The 20,860-nt window shown below is 70.8% G+C and carries 16 protein-coding genes; 7 read left to right on the top strand and 9 right to left on the bottom strand.

Annotated elements, in window-relative coordinates:
• Positions 1–7: 7 nt before the first annotated feature.
• The 4 genes from ABT057_RS11180 to ABT057_RS11165 form a co-directional block, all read right to left on the bottom strand.
• On the bottom strand, positions 8–1,126 hold the full coding sequence (locus ABT057_RS11180; protein ID WP_352342301.1) for a hypothetical protein: 1,119 nt from the start codon (positions 1,124–1,126) through the stop codon (positions 8–10).
• Between the two features lie 73 nt (positions 1,127–1,199).
• Positions 1,200–2,135 (bottom strand): N-acetylneuraminate synthase family protein, encoded by a 936-nt coding sequence (locus tag ABT057_RS11175; RefSeq protein WP_352342299.1) that lies wholly within the window; start codon positions 2,133–2,135, stop codon positions 1,200–1,202.
• A gap of 13 nt (positions 2,136–2,148) precedes the next feature.
• Entirely contained in the window at positions 2,149–3,366 is a 1,218-nt protein-coding gene (locus ABT057_RS11170) for a cytidylyltransferase domain-containing protein (RefSeq protein ID WP_352342297.1), read from the bottom strand.
• Positions 3,367–3,392: 26 nt separating this feature from the next.
• Positions 3,393–4,766 carry a DUF6716 putative glycosyltransferase gene (locus tag ABT057_RS11165; protein ID WP_352342296.1) on the bottom strand — a complete coding sequence of 458 codons (1,374 nt, stop codon included), beginning with the start codon at positions 4,764–4,766 and terminating at the stop codon, positions 3,393–3,395.
• 197 nt (positions 4,767–4,963) lie between these two features.
• Here ABT057_RS11165 and ABT057_RS11160 point away from each other — a divergent pair, with 197 nt between their 5' ends.
• The 5 genes from ABT057_RS11160 (at position 4,964) to ABT057_RS11140 (ending at position 10,199) form a co-directional block, all read left to right on the top strand.
• Complete coding sequence (locus ABT057_RS11160) at positions 4,964–5,950, top strand: glycosyltransferase family 2 protein (RefSeq protein WP_352342295.1); 987 nt, start codon at positions 4,964–4,966, stop codon at positions 5,948–5,950.
• Positions 5,950–7,344, top strand: coding sequence for a polysialyltransferase family glycosyltransferase (locus ABT057_RS11155; protein WP_352342294.1), 1,395 nt, complete (start codon positions 5,950–5,952; stop codon positions 7,342–7,344). The genes ABT057_RS11160 and ABT057_RS11155 overlap by 1 nt, the downstream gene beginning before the upstream one ends.
• 164 nt (positions 7,345–7,508) lie before the next feature.
• Entirely contained in the window at positions 7,509–8,525 is a 1,017-nt protein-coding gene (locus ABT057_RS11150; protein WP_352342292.1) for a glycosyltransferase family 2 protein, read from the top strand.
• Positions 8,518–8,940, top strand: a complete 423-nt coding sequence (locus ABT057_RS11145; protein WP_352342290.1) for a GtrA family protein — start codon at positions 8,518–8,520, stop codon at positions 8,938–8,940. The genes ABT057_RS11150 and ABT057_RS11145 overlap by 8 nt, the downstream gene beginning before the upstream one ends.
• Positions 8,937–10,199, top strand: coding sequence for an NAD(P)/FAD-dependent oxidoreductase (locus tag ABT057_RS11140; RefSeq protein WP_352342288.1), 1,263 nt, complete (start codon positions 8,937–8,939; stop codon positions 10,197–10,199). The genes ABT057_RS11145 and ABT057_RS11140 overlap by 4 nt, the downstream gene beginning before the upstream one ends.
• A 57-nt stretch (positions 10,200–10,256) precedes the next feature.
• Here the strand turns inward: ABT057_RS11140 and ABT057_RS11135 are convergent, their stop codons facing one another.
• The 3 genes from ABT057_RS11135 to ABT057_RS11125 are packed head-to-tail and all read right to left on the bottom strand — an operon-like array spanning position 10,257 to position 15,755.
• Positions 10,257–11,933, bottom strand: a complete 1,677-nt coding sequence (locus ABT057_RS11135; RefSeq protein WP_352342286.1) for a hypothetical protein — start codon at positions 11,931–11,933, stop codon at positions 10,257–10,259.
• 4 nt (positions 11,934–11,937) lie between these two features.
• Positions 11,938–14,262: a glycosyltransferase gene (locus tag ABT057_RS11130; protein ID WP_352342284.1), complete on the bottom strand. Its 2,325-nt coding sequence runs from the start codon at positions 14,260–14,262 to the stop codon at positions 11,938–11,940.
• Positions 14,259–15,755, bottom strand: a complete 1,497-nt coding sequence (locus tag ABT057_RS11125; RefSeq protein ID WP_352342283.1) for a glycosyltransferase family 29 protein — start codon at positions 15,753–15,755, stop codon at positions 14,259–14,261. The genes ABT057_RS11130 and ABT057_RS11125 overlap by 4 nt, the downstream gene beginning before the upstream one ends.
• Positions 15,756–15,968: 213 nt before the next feature.
• Here ABT057_RS11125 and ABT057_RS11120 point away from each other — a divergent pair, with 213 nt between their 5' ends.
• Entirely contained in the window at positions 15,969–17,096 is a 1,128-nt protein-coding gene (locus ABT057_RS11120; RefSeq protein WP_352342281.1) for an acyltransferase family protein, read from the top strand.
• Between the two features lie 26 nt (positions 17,097–17,122).
• On the opposite strand, the gene ABT057_RS11115 is transcribed toward ABT057_RS11120, so the two are convergent.
• Entirely contained in the window at positions 17,123–17,782 is a 660-nt protein-coding gene (locus ABT057_RS11115; RefSeq protein WP_352342280.1) for a TetR/AcrR family transcriptional regulator C-terminal domain-containing protein, read from the bottom strand.
• A 64-nt stretch (positions 17,783–17,846) separates the two neighbouring features.
• Here ABT057_RS11115 and ABT057_RS11110 point away from each other — a divergent pair, with 64 nt between their 5' ends.
• Positions 17,847–19,193, top strand: a complete 1,347-nt coding sequence (locus ABT057_RS11110; RefSeq protein WP_352342279.1) for an FAD-dependent monooxygenase — start codon at positions 17,847–17,849, stop codon at positions 19,191–19,193.
• Positions 19,194–19,260: 67 nt separating this feature from the next.
• Here ABT057_RS11110 and ABT057_RS11105 read toward each other — a convergent pair whose 3' ends face one another.
• Positions 19,261–20,841 (bottom strand): acyl-CoA mutase large subunit family protein, encoded by a 1,581-nt coding sequence (locus ABT057_RS11105; RefSeq protein WP_352342278.1) that lies wholly within the window; start codon positions 20,839–20,841, stop codon positions 19,261–19,263.
• Between the last annotated feature and the right edge of the window lie 19 nt (positions 20,842–20,860).

The following is a 20,860-nucleotide window of genomic DNA, read 5'->3' as shown; positions in this document are numbered from 1 at the left end:
CGCACCCTCACCCCGCCGAGCCCACCGCCGAACCGACCCCCGAGCTCACCGCAGCCAGCCGGTGCACGTCCCTCGCCGTCCCCGTGACGCCCGACAGGAAGCCCTGGGCCCGCGGTGACGCGTGGTCCGTCAGCCAGGCCGGGTCGATGTCGCAGACGGCGACCCGGACGTCCGTGCCGGACAGGGCCAGCGGGAGGGTGTGGACGACCGTGGAGGGGAAGCTCAGGACGGTGCGGCCGATGGGCCCCCGGCGGGCGATGAGCTCCAGCGGGAGGTCCGGGCGGACCACCTCGAGGCCCGTCTCCACCGCGAGCCGGTGGAGTTTCTCCGCGCTCTCCCGGCGGTGGGCGAAGTAGCGGGCCGCGCCGTGGGCCTTGGCGAGGGCGCCGACCGCCTCCAGGTAGCGGTCCGCGTCGACCACGCCGGTCTCGACGAGCGACGTGCCGACCATGTCCGCGCCCTTGGTCACCCGCGGCGGGCCGAACCTGTCGCGGGTCCAGGCGAAGGTGTTGGAGGTGACCGTGACGCCCTCGGGGATGTCCTCGATCGGCATGGAGGAGAAGACCTCCACCCGTCTGTCCGCCCGCGGGGTCAGCCGGCGCCTCGCCGAGGACGACACCGGGGCGAAGAGCAGGTCGCGGGGGCCGGGGCGACCGCCCTTGCGGTGCCAGCGGACCAGGCGTTCGCCCCGGGCGAGCTGGCCCACGAACTCCATCGTCGCCGTGCCGTCGTCCACCACGACCAGTTCGGCGGCCCGGGTGATGGTCAGCAGCAGCTGGACGTAGCGGGAGAAGGGGTCGCCCATGACGATCCGGTCCGCCCGGCGCAGTGGCGACATCAGCCCGCCGATGGTGCGGAAGGGGGCCATGGTGCCGCCGCGCGCCTCCTCCCAGCGGACCGTGTGGCCCTCGTCGCGGGCCAGTTCCGCCATGCGGCGCAGCTGGCCGCGGGTCATCGGGTCGTTCGGGGACAGGACGACGAGGGTGAACCCCGTGCCGGACTCCTCCCGGGCGGGCCGCGGGTGCTGCGCGTGCGCCCACTCGAGCACGTTCAGGAGCTGCACCGGACTCTCGACGAACGCGAGGGTGTGGGGGGTGCCGGTGTTCTTCCCTGCGCGGGGGCTCATCCTCGTACGACCGTCCCTTGTCGTGAACGACTGCCGTGTGTGACTACCGTGTGTGACTACCGTCGGTGACTGCTCAGACCGAGACCGGCTCGCCCGCCGCGGCGGCGATCTCCGCCTCGGCGACGACGCCGGAGACGCGGCGCAGCTTCTTCATCGGGCCGAGCTCGGAGTCGTAGACCTTCTTGATGCCGTCGCCGAGGGAGGCCTCGATGGTGCGGATGTCGCGCACCAGGCGCTGCAGGCCCTGCGGTTCGACGGAGGCGGCCTGGTCGGAGCCCCACATGGCGCGGTCCAGGGTGATGTGGCGCTCGACGAAGGTGGCGCCGAGGGCGACCGCGGCGAGGGTGGTCTGCAGGCCCGTCTCGTGGCCGGAGTAGCCGATCGGGACGTTCGGGTACTCGAGCTCCAGGGTGTTGATGACCCGCAGGTTGAGCTCGTCGGCCTTCGCCGGGTACGTCGAGGTGGCGTGGCAGAGCAGGATGTTGTCCGAGCCGAGGACCTCGACGGCGTGGCGGATCTGACGCGGGGTCGACATGCCGGTGGAGAGGATCACCGAGCGGCCCGTGGCGCGCAGGGAGCGCAGCAGCTCGTCGTCGGTGAGGGAGGCGGAGGCGACCTTGTGGGCGGGAACGTCGAACTTCTCCAGGAAGGCGACGGCCTCGGTGTCCCACGGGGAGGCGAACCAGGCGATCCCCTTCTCCTTGCAGTACTCGTCGATCCTGCGGTACTCGTCCTCGCCGAACTCCACGCGGTGGCGGTAGTCGATGTAGGTCATCCGGCCCCACGGCGTGTCGCGCTCGATGTCCCACTGGTCGCGCGGGGTGCAGATCTCCGGGGTGCGCTTCTGGAACTTGACGGCGTCGCAGCCGGCCTCGGCGGCCACGTCGATCAGCTTGAAGGCGTTGTCCAGCTCGCCGTTGTGGTTGATGCCGATCTCGCCGCAGATGTAGACGGGCCTGCCGGGGCCGACCTCGCGGGAACCGAACGTGCGCAGACGGGAGTTGCTCATGGTGGAGATGTCCTTACCTGGTGAGGGTGTCGAGAGAAGGTCCGAGGATCCAGCCGGCGATCTCCCGGATCGCGCCGTCGCCACCGGGGACGGTGGTGACCGCGCGTGCGGCGCCGCGTACGACGTCGTGGGCGCTCGCGACCGCCACCGGCCAGCCCACGAGGGCGAAGCAGGGGAGGTCGTTGACGTCGTTGCCGACGTAGAGCACGCGCTCCGGCGCGATGCCCTGTTCCTCGCACCACTGCTTGAGCGCGAGGTCCTTGCGGTCGATGCCGTGCAGGACCGGGAGCTTCAGCTTCCGGGCCCGGGCGGCGACGACCGGGTTCTGTTCCGTGGAGAGGATCAGCATCTTGAAGCCGCTCCTGCGGAGGGCGGCGATGCCCAGTCCGTCCCCGCGGTGGACGGACACGAGTTCGCGTCCGTCGGAGTCGATCAGCACCCGGTCGTCGGTCTGGGTGCCGTCGAAGTCGAGGACCACCGCGTCGATGTCGTCGGCGGTGGGCAGCCCGTCCGGGCGGTCCGCGTCGAAGAGCGGGGCCAGGGCGCGGGCGCGGGCGAGGTCGTGCGGGTCGTCGACCTCGAGTACCCGGGCGGGCTCGGTGCGCACGAGTTCGGTGCGGCCGAAGAAGCGGTGCTTGTGCTCGCGGAAGCCGGCCGCGTCCATCGCGTAGGCGGCGCCGGTCTCCAGGAAGTCCTGGGGGCGGTCCTGGCGGCGCGGGCGGAAGGACTTGTCGTGGTTGACGCCGTGGCCGCCCTCGGCGCTGTCGTCGGCGTGGCGCCAGACGAAGCCGTGGAACGGGGCGACGGTGACGGCCGTGTCGGCGCCCTGTTCGACGACGGCCCCGGCGACCCCGTCGACGTCCTCGCGGACGAGGAAGGGGCTGGTGCACTGGACGAGGAGGACGACGTCGACCGGGCTGCCGTGGAGTGCCTCGTGGGCGTCCATGGCGTGCAGGACGGCGGCCTCGGAGGTGGCGGTGTCGCCGGCGATGGCGGCCGGGCGCAGCACGACCTCGGCGCCGGCCTCGCGCGCCGCGGCCGCGATGGCCTGGTCGTCGGTGGAGACGACCACGTCCGTGACGAGCCGGGTCGCGCGGCACTCACGGACCGCGCGCGCCACCAGCGGGACACCGCCCACGGGGGCCAGGTTCTTCGCGGGCACTCCCTTGGAGCCGCCGCGGGCGGGGATCACGGCGAGGACGCGGCGCACCCCGACTGCTGTCTCGGACATGGGCTGAACTCCTTGGATCGGGTGGCTCACAGCTCCCCCATCCGCCGGATCACCGGCGCCACGCGCTGCACGCCGTGCCGGTAGGCGCCGCGCGCCGCCCGGCGCACGATCTGCCGGACGGGGCCGGGGTCCTTGTCGTGGGCGGGCGCGCCGGGCAGCGGGCTGCCGTCGGGGCCGAGGTGGTGGCGGGCGAGGATGCCGGGCAGATAGCCGGGTGCGGTCGCGGGGGTGTAGTACGGCGTGAGGGGCGGCAGTCCGCCGATGGGGGTCCCCCCGCTCGAGCGAAGTCGAGAGTGGGGGAGGTCGAGCAGCTTGGCGATGCGCTCGCGGGCCGGGTCGAAGGCGGTGTCGTACGAGCCGTCGGCGGCGACGCCCTGCCGGGAGACCCACTCCTCGTCGGGGGTGGGCCGGTGGCCGGCGTCGAGCTGGTCCCAGGAGGCGAGGCAGCCGGAGCCGACGAAGTGGTGGTTGCCGAGCGCCTCGCGCACCCCGAGGTCGCTGAGGACGACGGTGGGGATACGGCGGTGGAGGGACTCGAGGGCCGCCGTGGAGCTGATCGTCACCATGAGGTCGGTGCGGTCGAGGACCTCGCCCATGTTGCCGTACACCAGGCGGAAGTTGGCCGGCAGGTCGAGCCGCTGGGCCAGCTTCTGGTAGGGCAGTTCCTCGATGTGGGTGGTGTGCTCGCCCGGCTTGGAGCGCAGCTTGAGCAGCACCTCGCGCTCGGGGTGCAGCCGGGCGTGCTGGACGAGCCGGTTCAGCAGGTACGTACGGTCCTTGCGGCTCTCCGGGACGGAGGGCTGGGCGGCGAAGACGACCGTGTACGGGTCGTGCTCCCCGGTGTAGGGCGCGCCGCCGAGGAACGGGAGGGCGACCTCGGTCACCGAGGAGGAGTCGGCGCCGACGCCGTCGTACACCGCGCGGAACCGCTCCGCGTCCTGGCGGGAGTTGGCGAGGACGAGGTCCGCGCCGTGCCGCAGCAGCAGGCCGTCGGCGAGCTTCTCGTAGACGACGCCGACGTAGCCGGTGACGACCACGGGCCGGTCGGCGTTGCCCTCCCAGACCCGCTTGAGGCCGTGCAGGACCGCCTGGACACCGCCGCCGACCAGCGCGAGGACGAGGATGTCGTACGACACCTGCGTCATGGCGCGCAGGAACTCGACGGCGGTCACCTCGCGCAGGGAGTCGGCGCTCACGCCCACCTCGGCGAGCTGGCGCGGGGTGGGCGTGGCCCGTCCGCGCAGGAGGAACCCGTCGAGGACCGGGGCGACTTGCGTCCCGCTCGGGGATCCCGCTTCCATGGGCGCGATCCTGGCCGCGGTCAGCGCACCCCATTTCCAGCGGGTGTCGGAGTCCGCGAGGACGGCAATCCGTGGGGGGTTGGGTGTACTTGCTGGCACAGCGAAGACGCTAGAAAGCAAAACCCAGGGTTGCCCCAACCCAGGCGCAACGAAAAGTTAACAGCAGCCCACCGGACGTGGAACTGGCTCGCCGGAGGCTGTCACGCACGCGCGATGCACCAATCCGACACATTGAGTTCACCCCCTGTCTCCCCAACGGAAAGTTACGCCGACGGAGTCCCTCCTAGGATTTCTCTGTGCCAAAGCTTTCCGTGATCGTGCCGTTCTACAACGTCCAGCAATACGCACCGGACACCCTCAGAAGCCTTCGCCTGAACGCCCGCCCGGACTTCGAGTTCGTACTGGTGGACGACAAATCGAAGGACGAAACTCCGGCCATTCTCGAGCGGGCGGTCGAGGAGCTTTCGGAGGTCGCCGAGGTGCGCCACGTCCGCCATGAGGAGAACGGAGGACTCGCCACCGCGCGCAACACCGGCCTGAACGTGGCGACGGGTGAGTATCTGACGTTCCTGGACGGCGACGACTGGCTGGCCCGGGGGTATCTGGCCGAGCTGGTCACCGCGATCGAGTCGCTGGGCTGCGACTTCGTGCGCACGGACCACGTCCAGGCCACCGGCCGGGCCCGGACCGTCGTACGGCATCCGCTCGGCCGGCGCGGCGAGGTGATGAACCCGCGCGACGCGATCCTGCCGGTCGACCGCTCCACGTCCGTCGACTACGCCTACGCCTGGGCCGGCGCCTACCACCGCCGGCTCCTCGACCGCGGTCTGCTGCACTTCACGGACGGGCTGCGCACCGCCGAGGACCGGCCGTGGATCTGGCAGTTGCACCGCGAGGCGGAGTCCTTCGCCGTGCTGAACCTGCACGGCGTCTTCTACCGCCGCGGCGTCGCCTCCTCCCTCACCCAGATCGGCGACGCCCGCCAACTGGACTTCATCCGCGCCTTCGACCAGGTCGTCGAGGAGACCGCGAAGGACCCCGAGGCGGACCGGCTGCTGCCGAAGGCGGTGCGCACCTACTGCGCGATCATCGCCCACCACCTCAACGAGACCGACAAGTGGGAGCCGGCGGTCGCCAAGCAGCTGCGGACGATGAGCGCGGCGGCCATAAAGCGGATGCCGCAGGAACTGCTCACCGACGTGCTCGACACCATGGACCTGCGTCGCTCGGCCAAGCTGCGGCGGCTGAGGCGACAGATCACCAGCGCGAAGGCGGCCGCCTGATGGCACCCACGACGACGCAGATCTTCTGCGCCTCCACGCTCTACGGTGCGGCCACCCTCGCCGCCGCCCTGGACGCGGACAGCTTCCCGGCGGCCCGCCGGCGGCTGCTGCTGGTGTGCAACAACGCGACGAACCCGGAGACCAGCCCGGCCGTCGACGAGATGCCGGGCTTCGAGACGCTGCGGGACCGCTTCGACGAGGTGCTGTCCTGGAACGAGGCGATCAGCCCCTTCCACCCGGGCGCCTGGTCGCCGCGCCCGGACGACGTGCCGCTGTTCGAGCGCTACCTGCGGCTGCTGTGGGGTCTGGGCGAGGACCGGGTGGAGATCGTCCTCGAGTCCATCCAGGTCAACCCGGCCCAGGCGATCGCACAGGTCTTCCCGGGCGCGCCGATCGAGGTCTACGCCGACGGGCTGATGAGCTACGGCCCGACGCGCAACAAACTCGACCCGCTGATCGGGACCCGGGTGCGGCGGCTGCTCCACCTGGACCTGGTGCCGGGTCTCGTCCCGCTCCTGCTGACCGAGTTCGAGGTGCCCGCGCGCACAGTGCCGTCGAGCGCGTTCCTGAAGGTGCTCGGGCAGATCGGCGACGCCGCCGGAGAGCTGCCGCCGCTGCCCGACAACAGTGCGCTGCTGCTCGGCCAGTACCTCTCCGCGCTGGACATCATGTCCGCGAAGGAGGAGGAGGAACTGCATGTGCGGATGATGCGGGGGGCGGTGGCACGGGGTCACCGCGCGGTCGTCTTCAAGCCGCATCCGAGCGCGCCCGCCCGCTACAGCCGTCTGCTGGAGGCGGAGGCGGAGAAGCTGGGCGTGGAGCTGACGGTCCTGGACACTCCGGTCCTCGCCGAGGTGCTGTTCGAGAAGGCGCGGCCGGCGCTGGTCGTGGGCTGTTTCTCCACCGCGCTGTTCACCGCGTCCGCGTTCTACGAGCTGCCGGTCGCCCGGATCGGCACGCAGCCGCTGCTGGAGCGGCTCACGCCGTACCAGAACAGCAACCGGGTGCCGGTCGTGCTCGCCGACGCGTTGCTGCCGGACCTTGAACTCGATCCCACGAAACCCACGAAACCCGGGAAGCCCGCGAAACCCGGGAAACCCGGGAAGCCCGGGAAAAGGGAAGAGATCATTCCGGCGGATACGCTGACCGGACTGGTCTCCGCGGTCGGATTCGTCATGCAGCCGCAGATCCTTTCCGGTCTGCGTCCGGCGGCCGAGCGTTATCTGCGCGGCCATCTCGACGAGCGCACCCAGCGTTACTTCAAGCGCAAGCGGCTGACCTCGCTGGGGTTGCCCGGCGGTATCCCGGAACGACTGTCGTTCCTTCCGCACAACTCCACGGCCCGGCGGGTCGTCCGGCGGGCGAAGGCGTTGCGCAAGGCGATCAAGCGCTGATTCGTCACCAGCCGACCAAATAAACCTGAAAAGATGAAGAGCAATGGGGAAGCTGCCTCTCGGACGGGAGGAGTTGGGGCGGTGTTAACCCTGGCTCCATAGCTTCCCCGAATGCTGCAAATAGCGTTCTCCCAAGCCCCGTCCAGGACGGCGGGCGGGCAGACATGACCCAGCAGGACATACGCCCGCCCGCGTCCGCCCCGCTCGCCCTGGCCGCCACCGCGGCCCCGGAGGCCCGGCCCCTGATCTCGTACGTCCTGCCGGTCTACAACGAGCGGGACGGCATCGCCGCCTTCCACACCGAGCTGACCGCCGCCCTGGACGGCCGCCCGGACCTCGACTTCGAGCTGGTGTACGTCAACGACGGCTCCGCCGACGGCTCACTCGAGATCCTCAAGGAGCTGGCCGGGCGCGACGAACGGGTCCGGATCGTCGACTTCGCCCGCAACTTCGGTCACCAGATCGCCATCACCGCCGGTCTGGACGTCGCCAAGGGCGACGCGGTGATCGTCATGGACACCGACCTCCAGGACCCGCCGCGGGTCAGCCTGGAACTGGTGGACGCCTGGCGCGAGGGCGCTGAGATCGTGCACGCGCGCCGCCGCAGCCGGCAGGACACCGCGTTCAAGCGGACCACCGCACACCTCTACTACCGCGTGCTGCGCTCCTCCACCGAGGTGGACATCCCCCTGGACACCGGGGACTTCCGCCTCCTGGACCGGCGCGTCGCCGACGAACTGCGCAAGTACCGGGAGAAGAGCCGGTTCGTGCGCGGGATCGTCGCCTCGATGGGCTACCGCCAGACCGAGGTCTCCTTCGACCGCGACGAACGCTTCGCGGGCGAGACCAAGTACCCGCTGCGCAAGATGGCGAAGCTCGCCATCGACGGCGTGACCAGCTTCTCCACCGTGCCGCTGAAGATGATCACGAGGCTCGGTTTCGTCGTCCTGGCGCTCTCCCTGATCGGCATCGTCTACGCGCTCGCGATGAAGTTCTTCCGGCCCGAGATCACGGTCTCCGGCTGGACGATGCTGATGGTCGTCGTGCTGTTCCTGGGCGGCGTCCAGATGCTGTCGCTGGGGGTCATCGGCACATACGTCGGGCGCATCTACAGCGAGGCGCAGGGGCGTCCGCTGTATCTGGTGCGCGAGGTGATCGGCGGGCCCGGGGCAGATGACTGAGACGACGGCCCCCGTGGCGCCGCCCGTCACCGGCGACCGGTCGCGGACCGTGCGCCAGCTGGTGCGCTACACCCTCATCGGCGGCAGCGGGGTCACCCTCGACCTGGTCGTCTTCCTGCTGCTGCACAACGTGGCGGGGATGAACGAGCAGTTCGCCAACGCGATCAGCACCACGCTCGCCATCAGCAACAACTTCGTCCTCAACGCACGGTTCACCTTCGAGGCCCGGGACCGGATCGTCGTCCGCTTCCTGCGCTTCTACGCCGTCGGCCTGAGCGGCATCGCCCTGACGAACCTGCTCTTCCTCGCCTTCACCGACGGCCTCGGGGTCAGCGCGAACCTCGTCAAGCTGGGCTCGATGCCCCTGGTCCTCGCGCTTCAGTTCGTGCTCAACAAAAAATGGAGTTTCGCGTGAACCTCGGCATCATCGGCGCCGGCGCCACCGGCCTCACCGCCGCCTGGGACGCCGTACGCGCCGGCCACCAGGTGACCATCCTGGAGGCGGCCGCCGAACTCGGCGGTCTGGCCGCCTCGTTGGAGGTGGGCGGGGTCCCGCTGGAGCGCTACTACCACCACATCTTCCGCAGCGACAAGGCGATGATCTCCCTCATCGAGGAGCTCGGTCTGGGTGACGCGCTGCGCTTCCACAAGCCGACGACCGGCATCTACCGCGGCGGGAAGCTGATCGACTTCACCACCCCCTTCGACATGCTCCGCTTCCCGGAGTTCTCCCCGGTCGACGCGGTGCGCTTCGCGGGCTCGTCGGCGGTGCTGAAGGCGGTCCGTAACGGCGAGCGCTACAGCGACCTCACCGCCCTCGCCTGGCTGCGCAGGAACGCCGGCAAGAAGGCCACCGAGGCGATCTGGGAGCCGCTGCTGAAGGGCAAGTTCGGCGACCGCGCCGAGCAGGTGTCGATGGCGTGGCTGTGGGCCCGTATCCACTGCCGGACCTTCGAACTCGGCTATGTGGACGGCGGGTTCGAGCGGGTCTACGCGGCGCTGCGGGACGGGATCGAGGAGCGCGGCGGCAAGGTGGAGTTCGGCAAGGCGGTGGACACCGTCCGGCAGGAGGGCGACACGCCGGTCGTCACCTGCGCGGACGGGTCGACGTACCGCTTCGACCGGCTGATCGTCACCACCCCGCAGCCCGCCTTCGCCAAGGCGGCCGGGCTGCCCGCCGAGGACGCGGTGTGGAAGAACCAGTACCTGGGCGCCACCTGCTTCGTCCTCGAGCTGGACCGCAGCGTGATCCCGTACTACTGGCTCAACATCAACGAGCCGGACTTCCCGTTCCTCGCGGTGGTCGAGCACACCAGGATGATCGACCCGGCCGTCTACGGCGGACGGCACGTCCTCTACGTCGGCAACTACGTCGAGCGCGAGGACTGGCGGTTCACCACCGAACCCGGCGAGCTGCTGCGGTCGTTCGTGCCGTACCTGAAGCGGGTCAACCCGGACTTCGACATGTCCTGGGTGAAGAACTGGCACTTCTCGAAGGCCGGCTTCGCCCAGCCCGTGGTCACCCCGCAGTACCGGGCGCTCATCCCGCCCCACGAGACGCCGATGAGCCGGGTCACGCTGGCCACGATGGCCCAGATCTACCCGCAGGACCGCGGGCAGAGCTACTCGGTGGAGATGGCGCGCAAGGTGACCGCGTCCCTCGGGCTGCGCTGAGCGGTACGCACGCGAAAGGGGCCCCGGTCGGTTGTCACCGGGGCCCCTTTCACATGCTCACCTGCGCTTGCACACCACCAGCGGTGTCTTCGGCTGCAACGGCGGGCAGTCGTACGTCGCCTGCACGCGCCGGCGCAGGCCCGGGTCTACCTTGGCGAGACGGAACCAGGCACGGTCGAGGATCGCGTAGGGCGCCGGGTCGTGGTCGACGCAGTTCTCGTTCTCCTTGAACGACTTCAGGTCGGCCACGTCCGGGATGAAGCGGGTGCGCTGGAGGAACGTGGCGATCGGGTAGCGGCACTGGGCCGGGTGGTCGACGTAGTACACCGTGTCGCCGAAGGCCAGATAGAGCACCTTTGCGCCCGCCGGGATCCGGGCGCGCAGCCGGTCGGCGGCCTCCTTCTTGACCTCCGAGTTCCGGTGAAACCCTGCATTGGTCACCGACACCTTGCCGTACTGGGCCAGATGCGGGGAGCTCGGCCAGACCGGCCCGGCCAGCAGGACGACACCGGCGAGCGCGACCAGGGCCGCCGACCGCCGGGGCAGGCCCCGCAGCCGGGTGTCGGCCAGCGCGGCGAGCAGGGCGACCAGCCCGAGCACCCACAGCGTCGCATCCCGCTGGAGCGCCTTGGGCAGCTGGGTGTAGAGCGCGGGCAGGGTCCCGTACAGCAGGGACACGGCGCCGAAGCACCACGGAGGTGTGGGCGAGCCGCCCACCGCGAGGCCCCACACGGCGGCGGCCGCGACGGTCAGCTGGACGGCGTGGTACGGGAACCAGTTGCCCTGTACGACCACGACGGCCAGCGAGCCGAAGCCGATGAGCGCCGCGACGGCGAGGAGTTCCAGGCGGCGGGCCCGGCCCTGGACGCGGGTGAGCAGGAGCAGCAGCGCGCCGGGCAGGAGCAGCAGCACCGGGGTGAGGATCGACCGGTCCGCGAGGAACTCGTAGGAGCGGTGCAGGATGAACTCCGGGCGGATGCCGGTGCGGCTCAGCGCCGACTGGTTGATCTGCGGCATGTCGTGGGTCCACTGCAGCTCGTGGGAGCCGGCGAGGACGCTCAGGCCGAACAGCGCGATCGCGCTCACCGCGGCGACGAGGGCGGTGCGTACGGCGCGGCCCCGATCGACGGCCCACAGGACGAGGATGCCGAAGGCGGCCGTGGAGGCGGTGGAGTACTTCATCATCACCGCGAGTCCCAGCGGGACGGCGGCGAGGAGGGCGGCCTGCCAGGGCCGGCGGACGCCGAGGGCGGCCGCGACGCCGAAGACCGTCAGGACCACCGCGGTCCACTCCGGCTGGAGGAAGTCGGTGCGGGGCGCCAGGACGAGGACGAGTCCGGTGGCTCCCGCGGTGAGCGCCGCCTCGCGGGGCGTGGTCCGCCTCAGCAGCGCCGTGTGGAGGGCGAAGGCCGCCGCGGCGACGAGGACCGCACCCTCGGCTTCGATGATCGTCTCCCGTACGACCACGCCGCCGGAGGTGGGCATGTCCAGCAGGGCCACGAACCACCGGTAGAAGAACGGCCGGTGGGTGAAGACCTCGGACGGGGAGTAGCCGGCGTCCCCGCCCAGGCGCAGCGCGGCGAGCACGTACTGCAGGTCACCCGTCAGACGCCGGGTGAGGACCGTGTAGATCACGGCCGCCGTCGCCGGAACCGCGACCACCGGCCACCACAGGGGTGACCGGCGGGCGTGCGGGGCGGGCGGCGCGTCGACCGGGGCGGTCGTCGTCGCCATGGGATCAGCCGCCCAGGATGGTGCGCAGGTCGGCCGCGTTCGCCTCGGTGGTCTTCCACAGTTCCTGCTGGCGGCCGTGCACGTCGGCGACCGTGCGGTCGTGGTCGGCGAGCAGGTCGCGGGAGCGCTCCACGAGCAGGTCGGCGAGGTTGCGGTCGTGCACCGAGACACCCCACTCGGGGCGGTCGATGTCGCGCAGGAAGTACGCCATCTTCGGGTGCGATATGAGGCTGATGATGGGCGTGCCGCAGCCGAACGGGATCATGCCGGCGTGGCCGCGCATGCCGATGACCAGCTTGGTGCGCGCGTACAGGTCGCGGATCTCGTCGTTGTCGAAGTCGTACATCGGGATGACGGGCATCGACACGCCGTGCTCGCGGCGCAGGTCGAAGGCGAGCTTCTCGTCGTCCAGCGAGTGCGCGGCGCACTTCACCTCGGCGAGCTTGCCCAACTCGCGTACGGCCTTGGCCATCTGGGCGAGGAAGTAGCCGTAGTCGTGGCCGAAGCGCAGGCCCGCGCGGTCGTAGGCGGCGTTGAGGAGGATGGTGTCCTCGCGGGTCGCCGGGTCCTGCCAGCCGTCGACGAGCTGGCGGGTGACCGTGGTCGGGCAGGGCTGGAAGCGGACCTTGTCGTGCAGGTGCGAGGGGAGCATGGCCCGCACCTTCTCGATGGAGCCGTGGTTGCGCAGGCCGAAGAACGAGGAGCGCTCGACGAGGAGGCGCAGCGACTCCCGGAACCGGTTGGCCCGGTAGGACTGGCCGTCGAAGGCGTTGAAGCCGACGGCGTAGACCGCGATCGGTACGTCGATGCCGCTGAGCATCTCGTCGGAGACGTTCCACTGCCAGGCGCTGTTGCCGTTGGGCATGGTGTCGGGGATGAAGAGTCCGCCGCCGCCGATGACCAGGCCCTTGCGGGCGTTGACACGTTCCAGGGCGGCCTCGTCGAAGAGGCGGTGGGCGTGCACGGAGTGCCAGCGGCGCGAGGTGGTGTCCTTGCCGAAGGCGAGCCGGACGCTCTCCGGGAGCAGCTTGTCGCCCGCGTTGCCCTGGCGGTCCATGTAGAACGCGACGTGCGCGAGCTGGTCCTCGGGGCGGCCGGCGGGCTGGGCCGGGATGCCGGTGGTGCGCTGGTGCCAGATGCGGCTGGCGCGGTGCGTGGGGTCGACGGTGAGGCCGGCCATGGCGTACTCGCGGGCCTTCGCGTCGTCGCCGTGCACCCAGGAGATCTGGGCGAGCCGGGAGAAGGCGGTGGCGGCCCGGTTGGGGGCGGCGGTGGCGAGGTGGAGCTGCGCCCTGGCCTCCTCGTAGCGGGAGACGCTCATCAGGGCGTTGCCGTACACCTCGTGCGGCCAGGCCTCGTCGACCGGCAGGTGCACGCGCTCCAGGATGTCGACGGCGGACTGGAAGTCGCCGGAGCCGATGTGGGCGAGGGCGACCCTGCGGGCGGTGTCGATGTCGCCGGTGCGCTCGACGTGCGGGGTGCCGTAGTGGACGAGGAGGTCGTGGTGGGCCTCGCCGGCCTCCAGGAAGGCGGCGTGGAGTTCGGCGTCGGTGAGCTCGAACTCGGCCCAGCGCTCCTGCGCCTGGCCGTAGCCCGCCTCGCCGCCCTGCCAGGGCTTGTGGCGGCCGGTGAAGTGCAGGACGGCCGTCTCCTCGGGGACCGGGAGGTCGCCGGAGAGGCGGCGCTTGACGTAGTTGTACTTGGGGTCGAGGTCGACGAAGTCGCCGTCGAGGAGGGCGTTGAGGATGCCCTGGTCGTGCTTGTCGAGCTCGTACTTGCCGCTGCGGCCGATCGCGTCGATCTTCGCGCAGAACTCGTCGGTCAGGTACTCCTTCTGGATGACGAGGAGACCGCTGTTGAGCATGCGGGTCTTGTCGCCGTAGAAGAACTGCGGGACGGCGGCGAGGCCGTGGCGCAGCATGAGGAGCTCCTTGACCGGGCCGAGGACCACCATGTCGGTGTCCAGGGTGATCACGGTGTCGTAGTCGCGGATCCGGAAGACGTCGAGGATGAAGTACGCCTTGCGGACCAGGTAGTTGTCCTGGTCGCCCTTGACGTAGGAGTCGTAGTGGTCGGCGTCCACGCGGCGGAACTGCACACGCGGGTGCAGGGCGCGGATGGCGGCGACGGACGCGGGGCGCAGGTCGTCGTGGAAGACGAGGAAGTCCTCGCAGACGTCCGGGTTGGACAGCGCGAGGGAGCGCAGCAGGACGAGGAAGCCGGGGAGGTAGTTCTCGTCGACGAAGCTCGCGAAGGCGATGCGGCGCTTGCCGGTCAGGGCGCTCGCGTCGGTGGCGGGCGCGGCTATGGCGGGTGTCGTGGTCGTCATCGCAGGGAAATCCTCATGCCGGAGACGCTCTGGGCCCGTTCCATGACCCACGCCTTCTCGCTGCCGTATTCGTGCACGTTGGTGATGGCCAGCTTCATCGCCTCGGGGAGGCGGTAGGCGCCGCTCTCGTAGAAGTCGAAGCCGATCAGGTCGAGCGTGGGGCTGACGTCGAGGTAGTCGAGCAGCCACAGCATGTTGAAGCCGGAGGTGGGGATCGCCGCCCACTGCTCGGTGGTCCAGCCGCCGATGCCCCGCACCGGCCAGCGCAGCGACTCGTCGTTGACGTAGGTCTGCGCGCCCGGGATCAGCTTGTTGCGGACCGAGTACTTCCAGTCGGGCGAGCTGCCGCTGAACACGAGCCGGGTGTCGACGCGCTGGTCCCAGTTGTAGTTGTGCTTGTGGATGGTGACGTGGATGTCGGTCTTCTTGCCGGTGTGCGCCGGGTCGATGCGGTACGAGTTGAAGCGGACGACGAGGTCGTAGCCGTCGATCTCACCTCCGAGGGAACTCGTCCCGACCTTGCCGGAGTTGGCGATGAGGCAGATCGACTTGCCGGCGATCCGGTTGCGGAACTCGCCGAGGCTGAGCCACTGCACGCCGCCGAACAGGGGGTCGGGGACCGGGCCGCGCATCCGGTTCCGGCGGGCGTCGGCGTAGAGGGCGAGGGCCTGGGTGAGCTCGCCGGTGGGCCGGGTCTGCCGGCCGGTGGCCAGGTCCAGGTAGTGCGCCAGGGCCTCCTGGGTCTCCTGCTCGGGCGTGCTCTGCCGGTCCATCGCGAGGAGCGCGCCGACCAGACGGGCCTGGGCGCCGGAGGTGTCGCCGGCGGCGTGCGCGGCGAGGCCCTCGGCCCAGATGTCGGTGGCGGGCTCGTCGGCGAAGCGGGCGGACTCGGGGACCGTGCGCTCCAGCAGGGTGAGCAGCTCGGCGCGGGCCCTGGTGGCGGCGTGGATGCCGTCGACGCGGGCGCGGACGCCGTAGCCGTCCTCCTTGGTGAGTTCGAGGTAGCGCTCGTAGGCCTCGGCGGCGGCCTCCGGCAGGCCCAGGGCCTCCAGGACCCGGCCGCGCAGCCGCCAGCCGGCGCGGGAACCCCGGCGCAGCTGGAGGATGGCGTCGGTGATGAGGAGGGCCAGGTTCAGTTCGTCGTCGTAAGGACAGACGACCGCCTTGTTGCCCACGGCCAGCAGCGCGTCGAGGACGCTGTTGCTGAGGCTGCCGCCGCCGGACGCGGCCGCCTTGGTGCGCCTCAGGAGGCTGGAGGCCGTGACCGGCGCGGGCGCGGCGGTCTCCTGGGTCGCCCACGCGGCGAGGAGCTGGCGCAGCGACTCGGCGAGCTGGAGGCGCTTGGGGTCGAGGCTGCCGACGAGCTTGCCGCTGTGCACGGCGCACGCGCGCAGGCAGTCGTCCAGCTCGACCGGTGCGGGCTGCGCGGTCGGCGGCGCCGACGTGGGCCCCTCCGGCCGGGAGCGTGACCATCTGCTGCGGACCCTCGTCATGGTTCTCCTGGGCGTAAGACTCGGCGTAAGAAAAGCGTATTGACGTACCAAAACCTGGTGAGGTTGGAAGACCGTAAGAAAGGAAAGCGACGCTCAGGTGAACCCCTCGGTACCTGAGAGCGAATGCTGCCTCTGTCGAACAGAAGTTTCGAGGGTGAGGACATAGGCTCCACATGGACAGCACCCGCTTTTTCATCCAAGAGGTACACAGGCGTGACGCAGACGGTCGCCACCACGACGCAGGACCCGCCTGCCGTCATTCCCGTGAAGGCGGCCCGCTCCGGCGGCGGCCGGCTGCGAGCCCTGGACGGACTGCGGCTGATCGCGGCCCTGATGGTGGCCGGCTACCACTACGGCGGCCGGGGCGGCGAGATCACCCACGCCTGGGGCGCCTCGGCCGCGAAGGTGTTCCCGACCCTGCACACGCCCTTCGCCTACGGCTGTCTGGGCGTCCAGGTCTTCTTCGTGATCAGCGGTTTCGTGATCAGCATGAGCGGCTGGGGCCGCTCGGTGCGCTCCTTCTTCGCCTCCCGCGCGGCCCGTCTGATGCCCGCGTACTGGGTGGCGGTGCTGCTGGTGACAGCCGTCTTCGCGCTGCCGGTGGTGGTCTACGAGGCGGTCTCACCGAGCGACGTCCTGGTGAACCTGACCCTGCTTCAGCAGCCGCTGGGCGTGGACCGGGTGCTCGGCGTGGACTGGACGCTGTGGGCGGAGGTCCGCTTCTACGCGCTGTTCGCGCTGTTCGTGGTCCTGCCGGGAGCGAGCCGGCGGCGGGTGATCCTGTTCTGCGCGGGCTGGATCCTGGCGGCGGCGATCACGCAGGGCGCGCACCAGCCGCTGCTCGACCTCGTGTTCATGCCGGAGTACGCGCCCTTCTTCGTCGGCGGCGTCGGCCTCTACCTGGTCCACCGCGACCGCCGCGACCCCTACGCCTGGGGCATCGTCGGCGTGAGCTTCCTGATCGGCCAGCACTACGCGGTCCGCTCCCTGTGGAACGTCTCCGACCCGAACGCCTTCGCCCACCGCACGTCCTGGGGCATCATCGCCGTCGTCGCCTTCGGGTTCGTCGCGGTCGCCGCGATCGCGCTGGGCCGGCTGGACCGGGTGAACTGGCGCTGGCTGACGGTGGCCGGGGCGCTGACGTACCCCTTCTACCTGGTGCACGAGCACCTGGGCTGGGTGGTGGTCGAGACCCTGCACCGCCGGCTCGGGGTGCCCTCGTACGCCACCTTCCTTCTCACGATCGCCTCGATGCTGCTGCTGGCGTACGCGATGAACAAACTGGTGGAGGAGCGCCTGACGCCGAGGCTGCGGAAGGCACTGGCGGCCCCGCGCGGATGAACTCCCGGTGAATTGCGGCACGATTTTCAGGAAACTCCGTATCGAGCCTCGATTCCCGCGATGACGAGTTCCAGTCCCTCCCCGAAATGATCGCCGTAATCGGCGAAGATCTCCGCGCCCGCCCGCGCCGACAGCGGGAAGTCGGCGAGCAGCCGCGCCCGCTCCGCCACGTCGTAGCCTTCGCGCCGCTCGTCCGGCAGCGGCTGCACGCCCTGCTCCTCGATGACGAACCCGATGGTGTACGAGTACGCCGTCGCCGCCGCCCGGACGGCCTGGCCCAAGGTGAACCCGGCGCCGGTGAGCAGCCGCAGGGTCTGTTCCATCTCCCCGGCGTGATCGGTGCCGGTGAAGCGTGACCCGCTGAACACCCTCGCGCCGTCCCGGTAGGCGAGCAGGGCCGAGCGCAGCCCGTGGTTGGCCTTGCGCAGCCGCTCCTGCCAGGTGTCGGCGGGATCGAGTTCGGCCCCGGCGACCATCCGCCGGTACATCTCGGTCGCCATCTCGTCGAGCAGCGCCTGCTTGTCCTTGAAGTGCCAGTACAGGGCCGGCGCCTTGACGTCGAGCTCCTTGGCGATGGCCCGCAGGGTCAGCCCGTCGAGGCCGGTCTCGTTCAGCAGGGCGAGAGCGGTGTCCGCGACGCGCTTGCGGTCGAGGGGGGCCCTGGGGGCCGGTCGTCCGGTACTCACGGTTGACAGCTTAACGCCGTTAAAGGCACAGTCGGAACCGACGGCACTTAACAGCGTTAAGGAGATGGCTGTGCGACAGACGGACATACTGGTCGTGGGCGCGGGACCGACCGGCCTGGCCCTCGGCATCGACCTGGCCCGGCGCGGCGTGGACGCGCTGGTGGTGGAGCGCGGCGAGACCCTCGCCCCCGGCTCGCGCGGCAAGGGCCTCCAGCCGCGCACGATGGAGGTCTACGAGGATCTGGGCGTCCTGGACGAGATCCTCGCCGCCGGCGGCCCCTACCCCGTGGGCATGGTCTGGCGGGACGGTGAACAGGCAGGCGAGCACCGGATGTTCGACCCGGCGGAGGACGGCGAGGAGGGCTCGCGCTTCACCGGCCCGTGGATGGTCCCGCAGTGGCGCAACCAGGAGATCCTGCGGGCACGGCTGGCGGAGCTGGGCGGGCCGGTGGCCTTCGGGCGCGAGCTGGTGCGGATCGAGCAGTCCGCGGACGGGGTGACGGCGTACTTCGCCGCCGGCGAGCCGGTCCGGGCACGGTACGCGGTCGCGGCGGACGGGGGCCGCTCGACGGTCCGCCGGGCGCTGGGCATCGGGATGACGGGCGGGACCGTCGACCCGGACCCGATGCTGGTGGCGGACGTGCGGATCGCGGGGCTCGAGCGGGCGTGGTGGCACGTCTTCCCGCCGGGCGGGGAAGGCGCGGGCTTCGCGGCGATCTGCCCGCTGGCGGGCACGGAGGACTTCCAGCTGGTGGCCCGGTTCCCGGAGGGGACGGACGTCGACCTCTCCCCGGCGGGCATCCGCAAGGTGGTGGCCGAGCGCACACACCTCGCCCCCGAGGACGTGACCGAGGTCGGCTGGTCCTCGGACTTCCGCCCCCGCGCGGCCCTGGCGGACCGCTTCCGCGAGGGACGCGTCTTCCTCGCAGGGGACGCGGCCCACGTCCACTCCCCGGCCGGCGGGCAAGGCCTGAACACCAGCGTCCAGGACGCGTACAACCTGGGCTGGAAGCTGGGCGCGGTGCTGGCCGGGCGAGCCCCGGAAGCGCTGCTGGACACCTACGAGGAGGAACGCCGGCCGGTCGCCGCGCACGTCCTCGGCCTGTCGACGGCGATCCACCGCGACGAGGCCCGCCGGGGCGCGGGGACGCGCCAGCTGGGCCTGCACTACCGGGAGTCGTCACTGAGCGAGGAGACGAGGACCGCCCCGGGCTCCCTCCGCGCGGGCGACCGTGTCCCGGACGTCACGGTGGACGGCGTACGGCTCTTCGACCGGCTGCGGGGCCCGGAGTGGACCCTGCTGGAGCTGGCGGAGGGGGCGCTCCTGGTGCGGCCGGACGGCTATGTGGGCTGGGCGGGCGACACGGACTCCGGGCTGAAGGAGTACCGGGCGCGGGTGGGCGCCCGGTAGTCATCCGGTGGCGGACGGGGTCGGGTTGCTTGCCGCACCCGGCCTTGGGATTCCGATGGCAGGTCGCTCAGAACGCGTCGCTCGGCTCGTACACCCCCCAAACCCCCCGCAGGGCCCCGCACACCTCCCCCACCGTCGCCCGGGCCCGCAGTGCCTCCTTCATCGGGTACAGCACGTTGTCCGTCCCCTCCGCCGCCCGCCGCAGGGCGTCGAGAGCCGCGGTCACCGCCGACCCGTCCCGTTCCGCCCGCAGCCTCGCCAGCCGCTCGACCTGCCGGGCCTCGATCGCCGGGTCCACCCGGAGCGGCTCGTACGGCTCCTCCTCGTCCAGCCGGAAACGGTTGACGCCGACGACGACCCGCTCCCCCGACTCGGTCTCCCGCGCGATGCGGTACGCGTTGCGCTCGATCTCGCCCTTCTGGAAGCCGTGCTCGATGGCGGCGACCGCTCCGCCCAGCTCCTCCACCTTCCGCATCAGCCCGACCGCCGCGTCCTCGACGTCGTCGGTCATCCGCTCGATCGCGTACGACCCGGCGAAGGGGTCCACCGTCGCCGTCACGTCCGTCTCGTGGGCCAGTACCTGCTGCGTCCGCAGCGCCAGCCGCGCGCTCCGCTCGGTCGGCAGCGCGAGCGCCTCGTCGAAGGAGTTGGTGTGCAGGGACTGGGTGCCGCCGAGGACCGCGGCCAGCCCCTGCACCGCCACCCGCACCAGGTTGACCTCCGGCTGCTGGGCCGTCAGCTGCACCCCGGCCGTCTGCGTGTGGAACCGCAGCATCAGCGACTTCGGGTTCCTCGCCCCGAACTCCTCCCTCATCACCCGCGCCCAGATCCGGCGGGCCGCGCGGAACTTCGCGACCTCTTCGAGGAGCGTCGTCCGCGCCACGAAGAAGAAGGACAGCCGCGGGCCGAAATCGTCCACGTCCATGCCCGCCGCCACCGCCGAACGGACGTACTCGATACCGTCCGCAAGGGTGAAAGCGATCTCCTGCGCGGGCGACGCCCCCGCCTCCGCCATGTGGTAGCCGGAGATCGAGATCGTGTTCCACTTCGGGATCTCGGTCCGGCAGTACCGGAAGACGTCCGCGGTCAGCCGCAGGGACGGTCTGGGCGGGAAGATGTACGTCCCGCGCGCGATGTACTCCTTCAGCACGTCGTTCTGGATCGTGCCCGTCAGCCGGTCGGCGCCTGCCCCCTGTTCCTCCGCGACCAGCTGGTGGAGGAGCAGCAGGAGGGCCGCCGGGGCGTTGATCGTCATCGAGGTCGAGACGGTGTCCAGCGGGATCCCGTCGAACAGCACCCGCATGTCGTCGATCGAGTCGATCGCCACGCCCACCCTGCCGACCTCGCCGTGTGCGAGCGGCGCGTCCGAGTCGTGGCCCATCTGGGTCGGCAGGTCGAAGGCGACGGACAGGCCCGTGGTGCCGTGGGCGATCAGCTGCCGGTAGCGGGCGTTGGACTCGGCCGCCGTACCGAAGCCGGCGTACTGCCGCATGGTCCACGGGCGGCTCGTGTACATCGACGGGTACACACCGCGGGTGAAGGGGTACGCCCCCGGCTCCCCCAGCTTCTCCACCGGGTCCCAGCCCGCCAGCGCCGCCGGCCCGTACACCGGCTCGACGGGCAGTCCCGACTCCGACTCACGCGTCATGGATGTGCTGCCTTCCTCC

The organism is Streptomyces sp. NPDC002588, assembly GCF_040295925.1.
Classification (GTDB): domain Bacteria; phylum Actinomycetota; class Actinomycetes; order Streptomycetales; family Streptomycetaceae; genus Streptomyces.
This window is presented reverse-complemented; position numbering and strand designations above follow the sequence as displayed.

Coding starts and splice junctions, on each gene's coding strand:
- ABT057_RS11110 (WP_352342279.1), top strand. CDS start 17,847: ATGGCTGTGCGACAGACGGACATACTGGTCGTGGGCGCGGGACCGACC.
- ABT057_RS11180 (WP_352342301.1), bottom strand. CDS start 1,126: ATGAGCCCCCGCGCAGGGAAGAACACCGGCACCCCCCACACCCTCGCG.
- ABT057_RS11105 (WP_352342278.1), bottom strand. CDS start 20,841: ATGACGCGTGAGTCGGAGTCGGGACTGCCCGTCGAGCCGGTGTACGGG.
- ABT057_RS11135 (WP_352342286.1), bottom strand. CDS start 11,933: ATGGCGACGACGACCGCCCCGGTCGACGCGCCGCCCGCCCCGCACGCC.
- ABT057_RS11145 (WP_352342290.1), top strand. CDS start 8,518: ATGACTGAGACGACGGCCCCCGTGGCGCCGCCCGTCACCGGCGACCGG.
- ABT057_RS11130 (WP_352342284.1), bottom strand. CDS start 14,262: ATGACGACCACGACACCCGCCATAGCCGCGCCCGCCACCGACGCGAGC.
- ABT057_RS11155 (WP_352342294.1), top strand. CDS start 5,950: ATGGCACCCACGACGACGCAGATCTTCTGCGCCTCCACGCTCTACGGT.
- ABT057_RS11170 (WP_352342297.1), bottom strand. CDS start 3,366: ATGTCCGAGACAGCAGTCGGGGTGCGCCGCGTCCTCGCCGTGATCCCC.
- ABT057_RS11150 (WP_352342292.1), top strand. CDS start 7,509: ATGACCCAGCAGGACATACGCCCGCCCGCGTCCGCCCCGCTCGCCCTG.
- ABT057_RS11125 (WP_352342283.1), bottom strand. CDS start 15,755: ATGACGAGGGTCCGCAGCAGATGGTCACGCTCCCGGCCGGAGGGGCCC.
- ABT057_RS11175 (WP_352342299.1), bottom strand. CDS start 2,135: ATGAGCAACTCCCGTCTGCGCACGTTCGGTTCCCGCGAGGTCGGCCCC.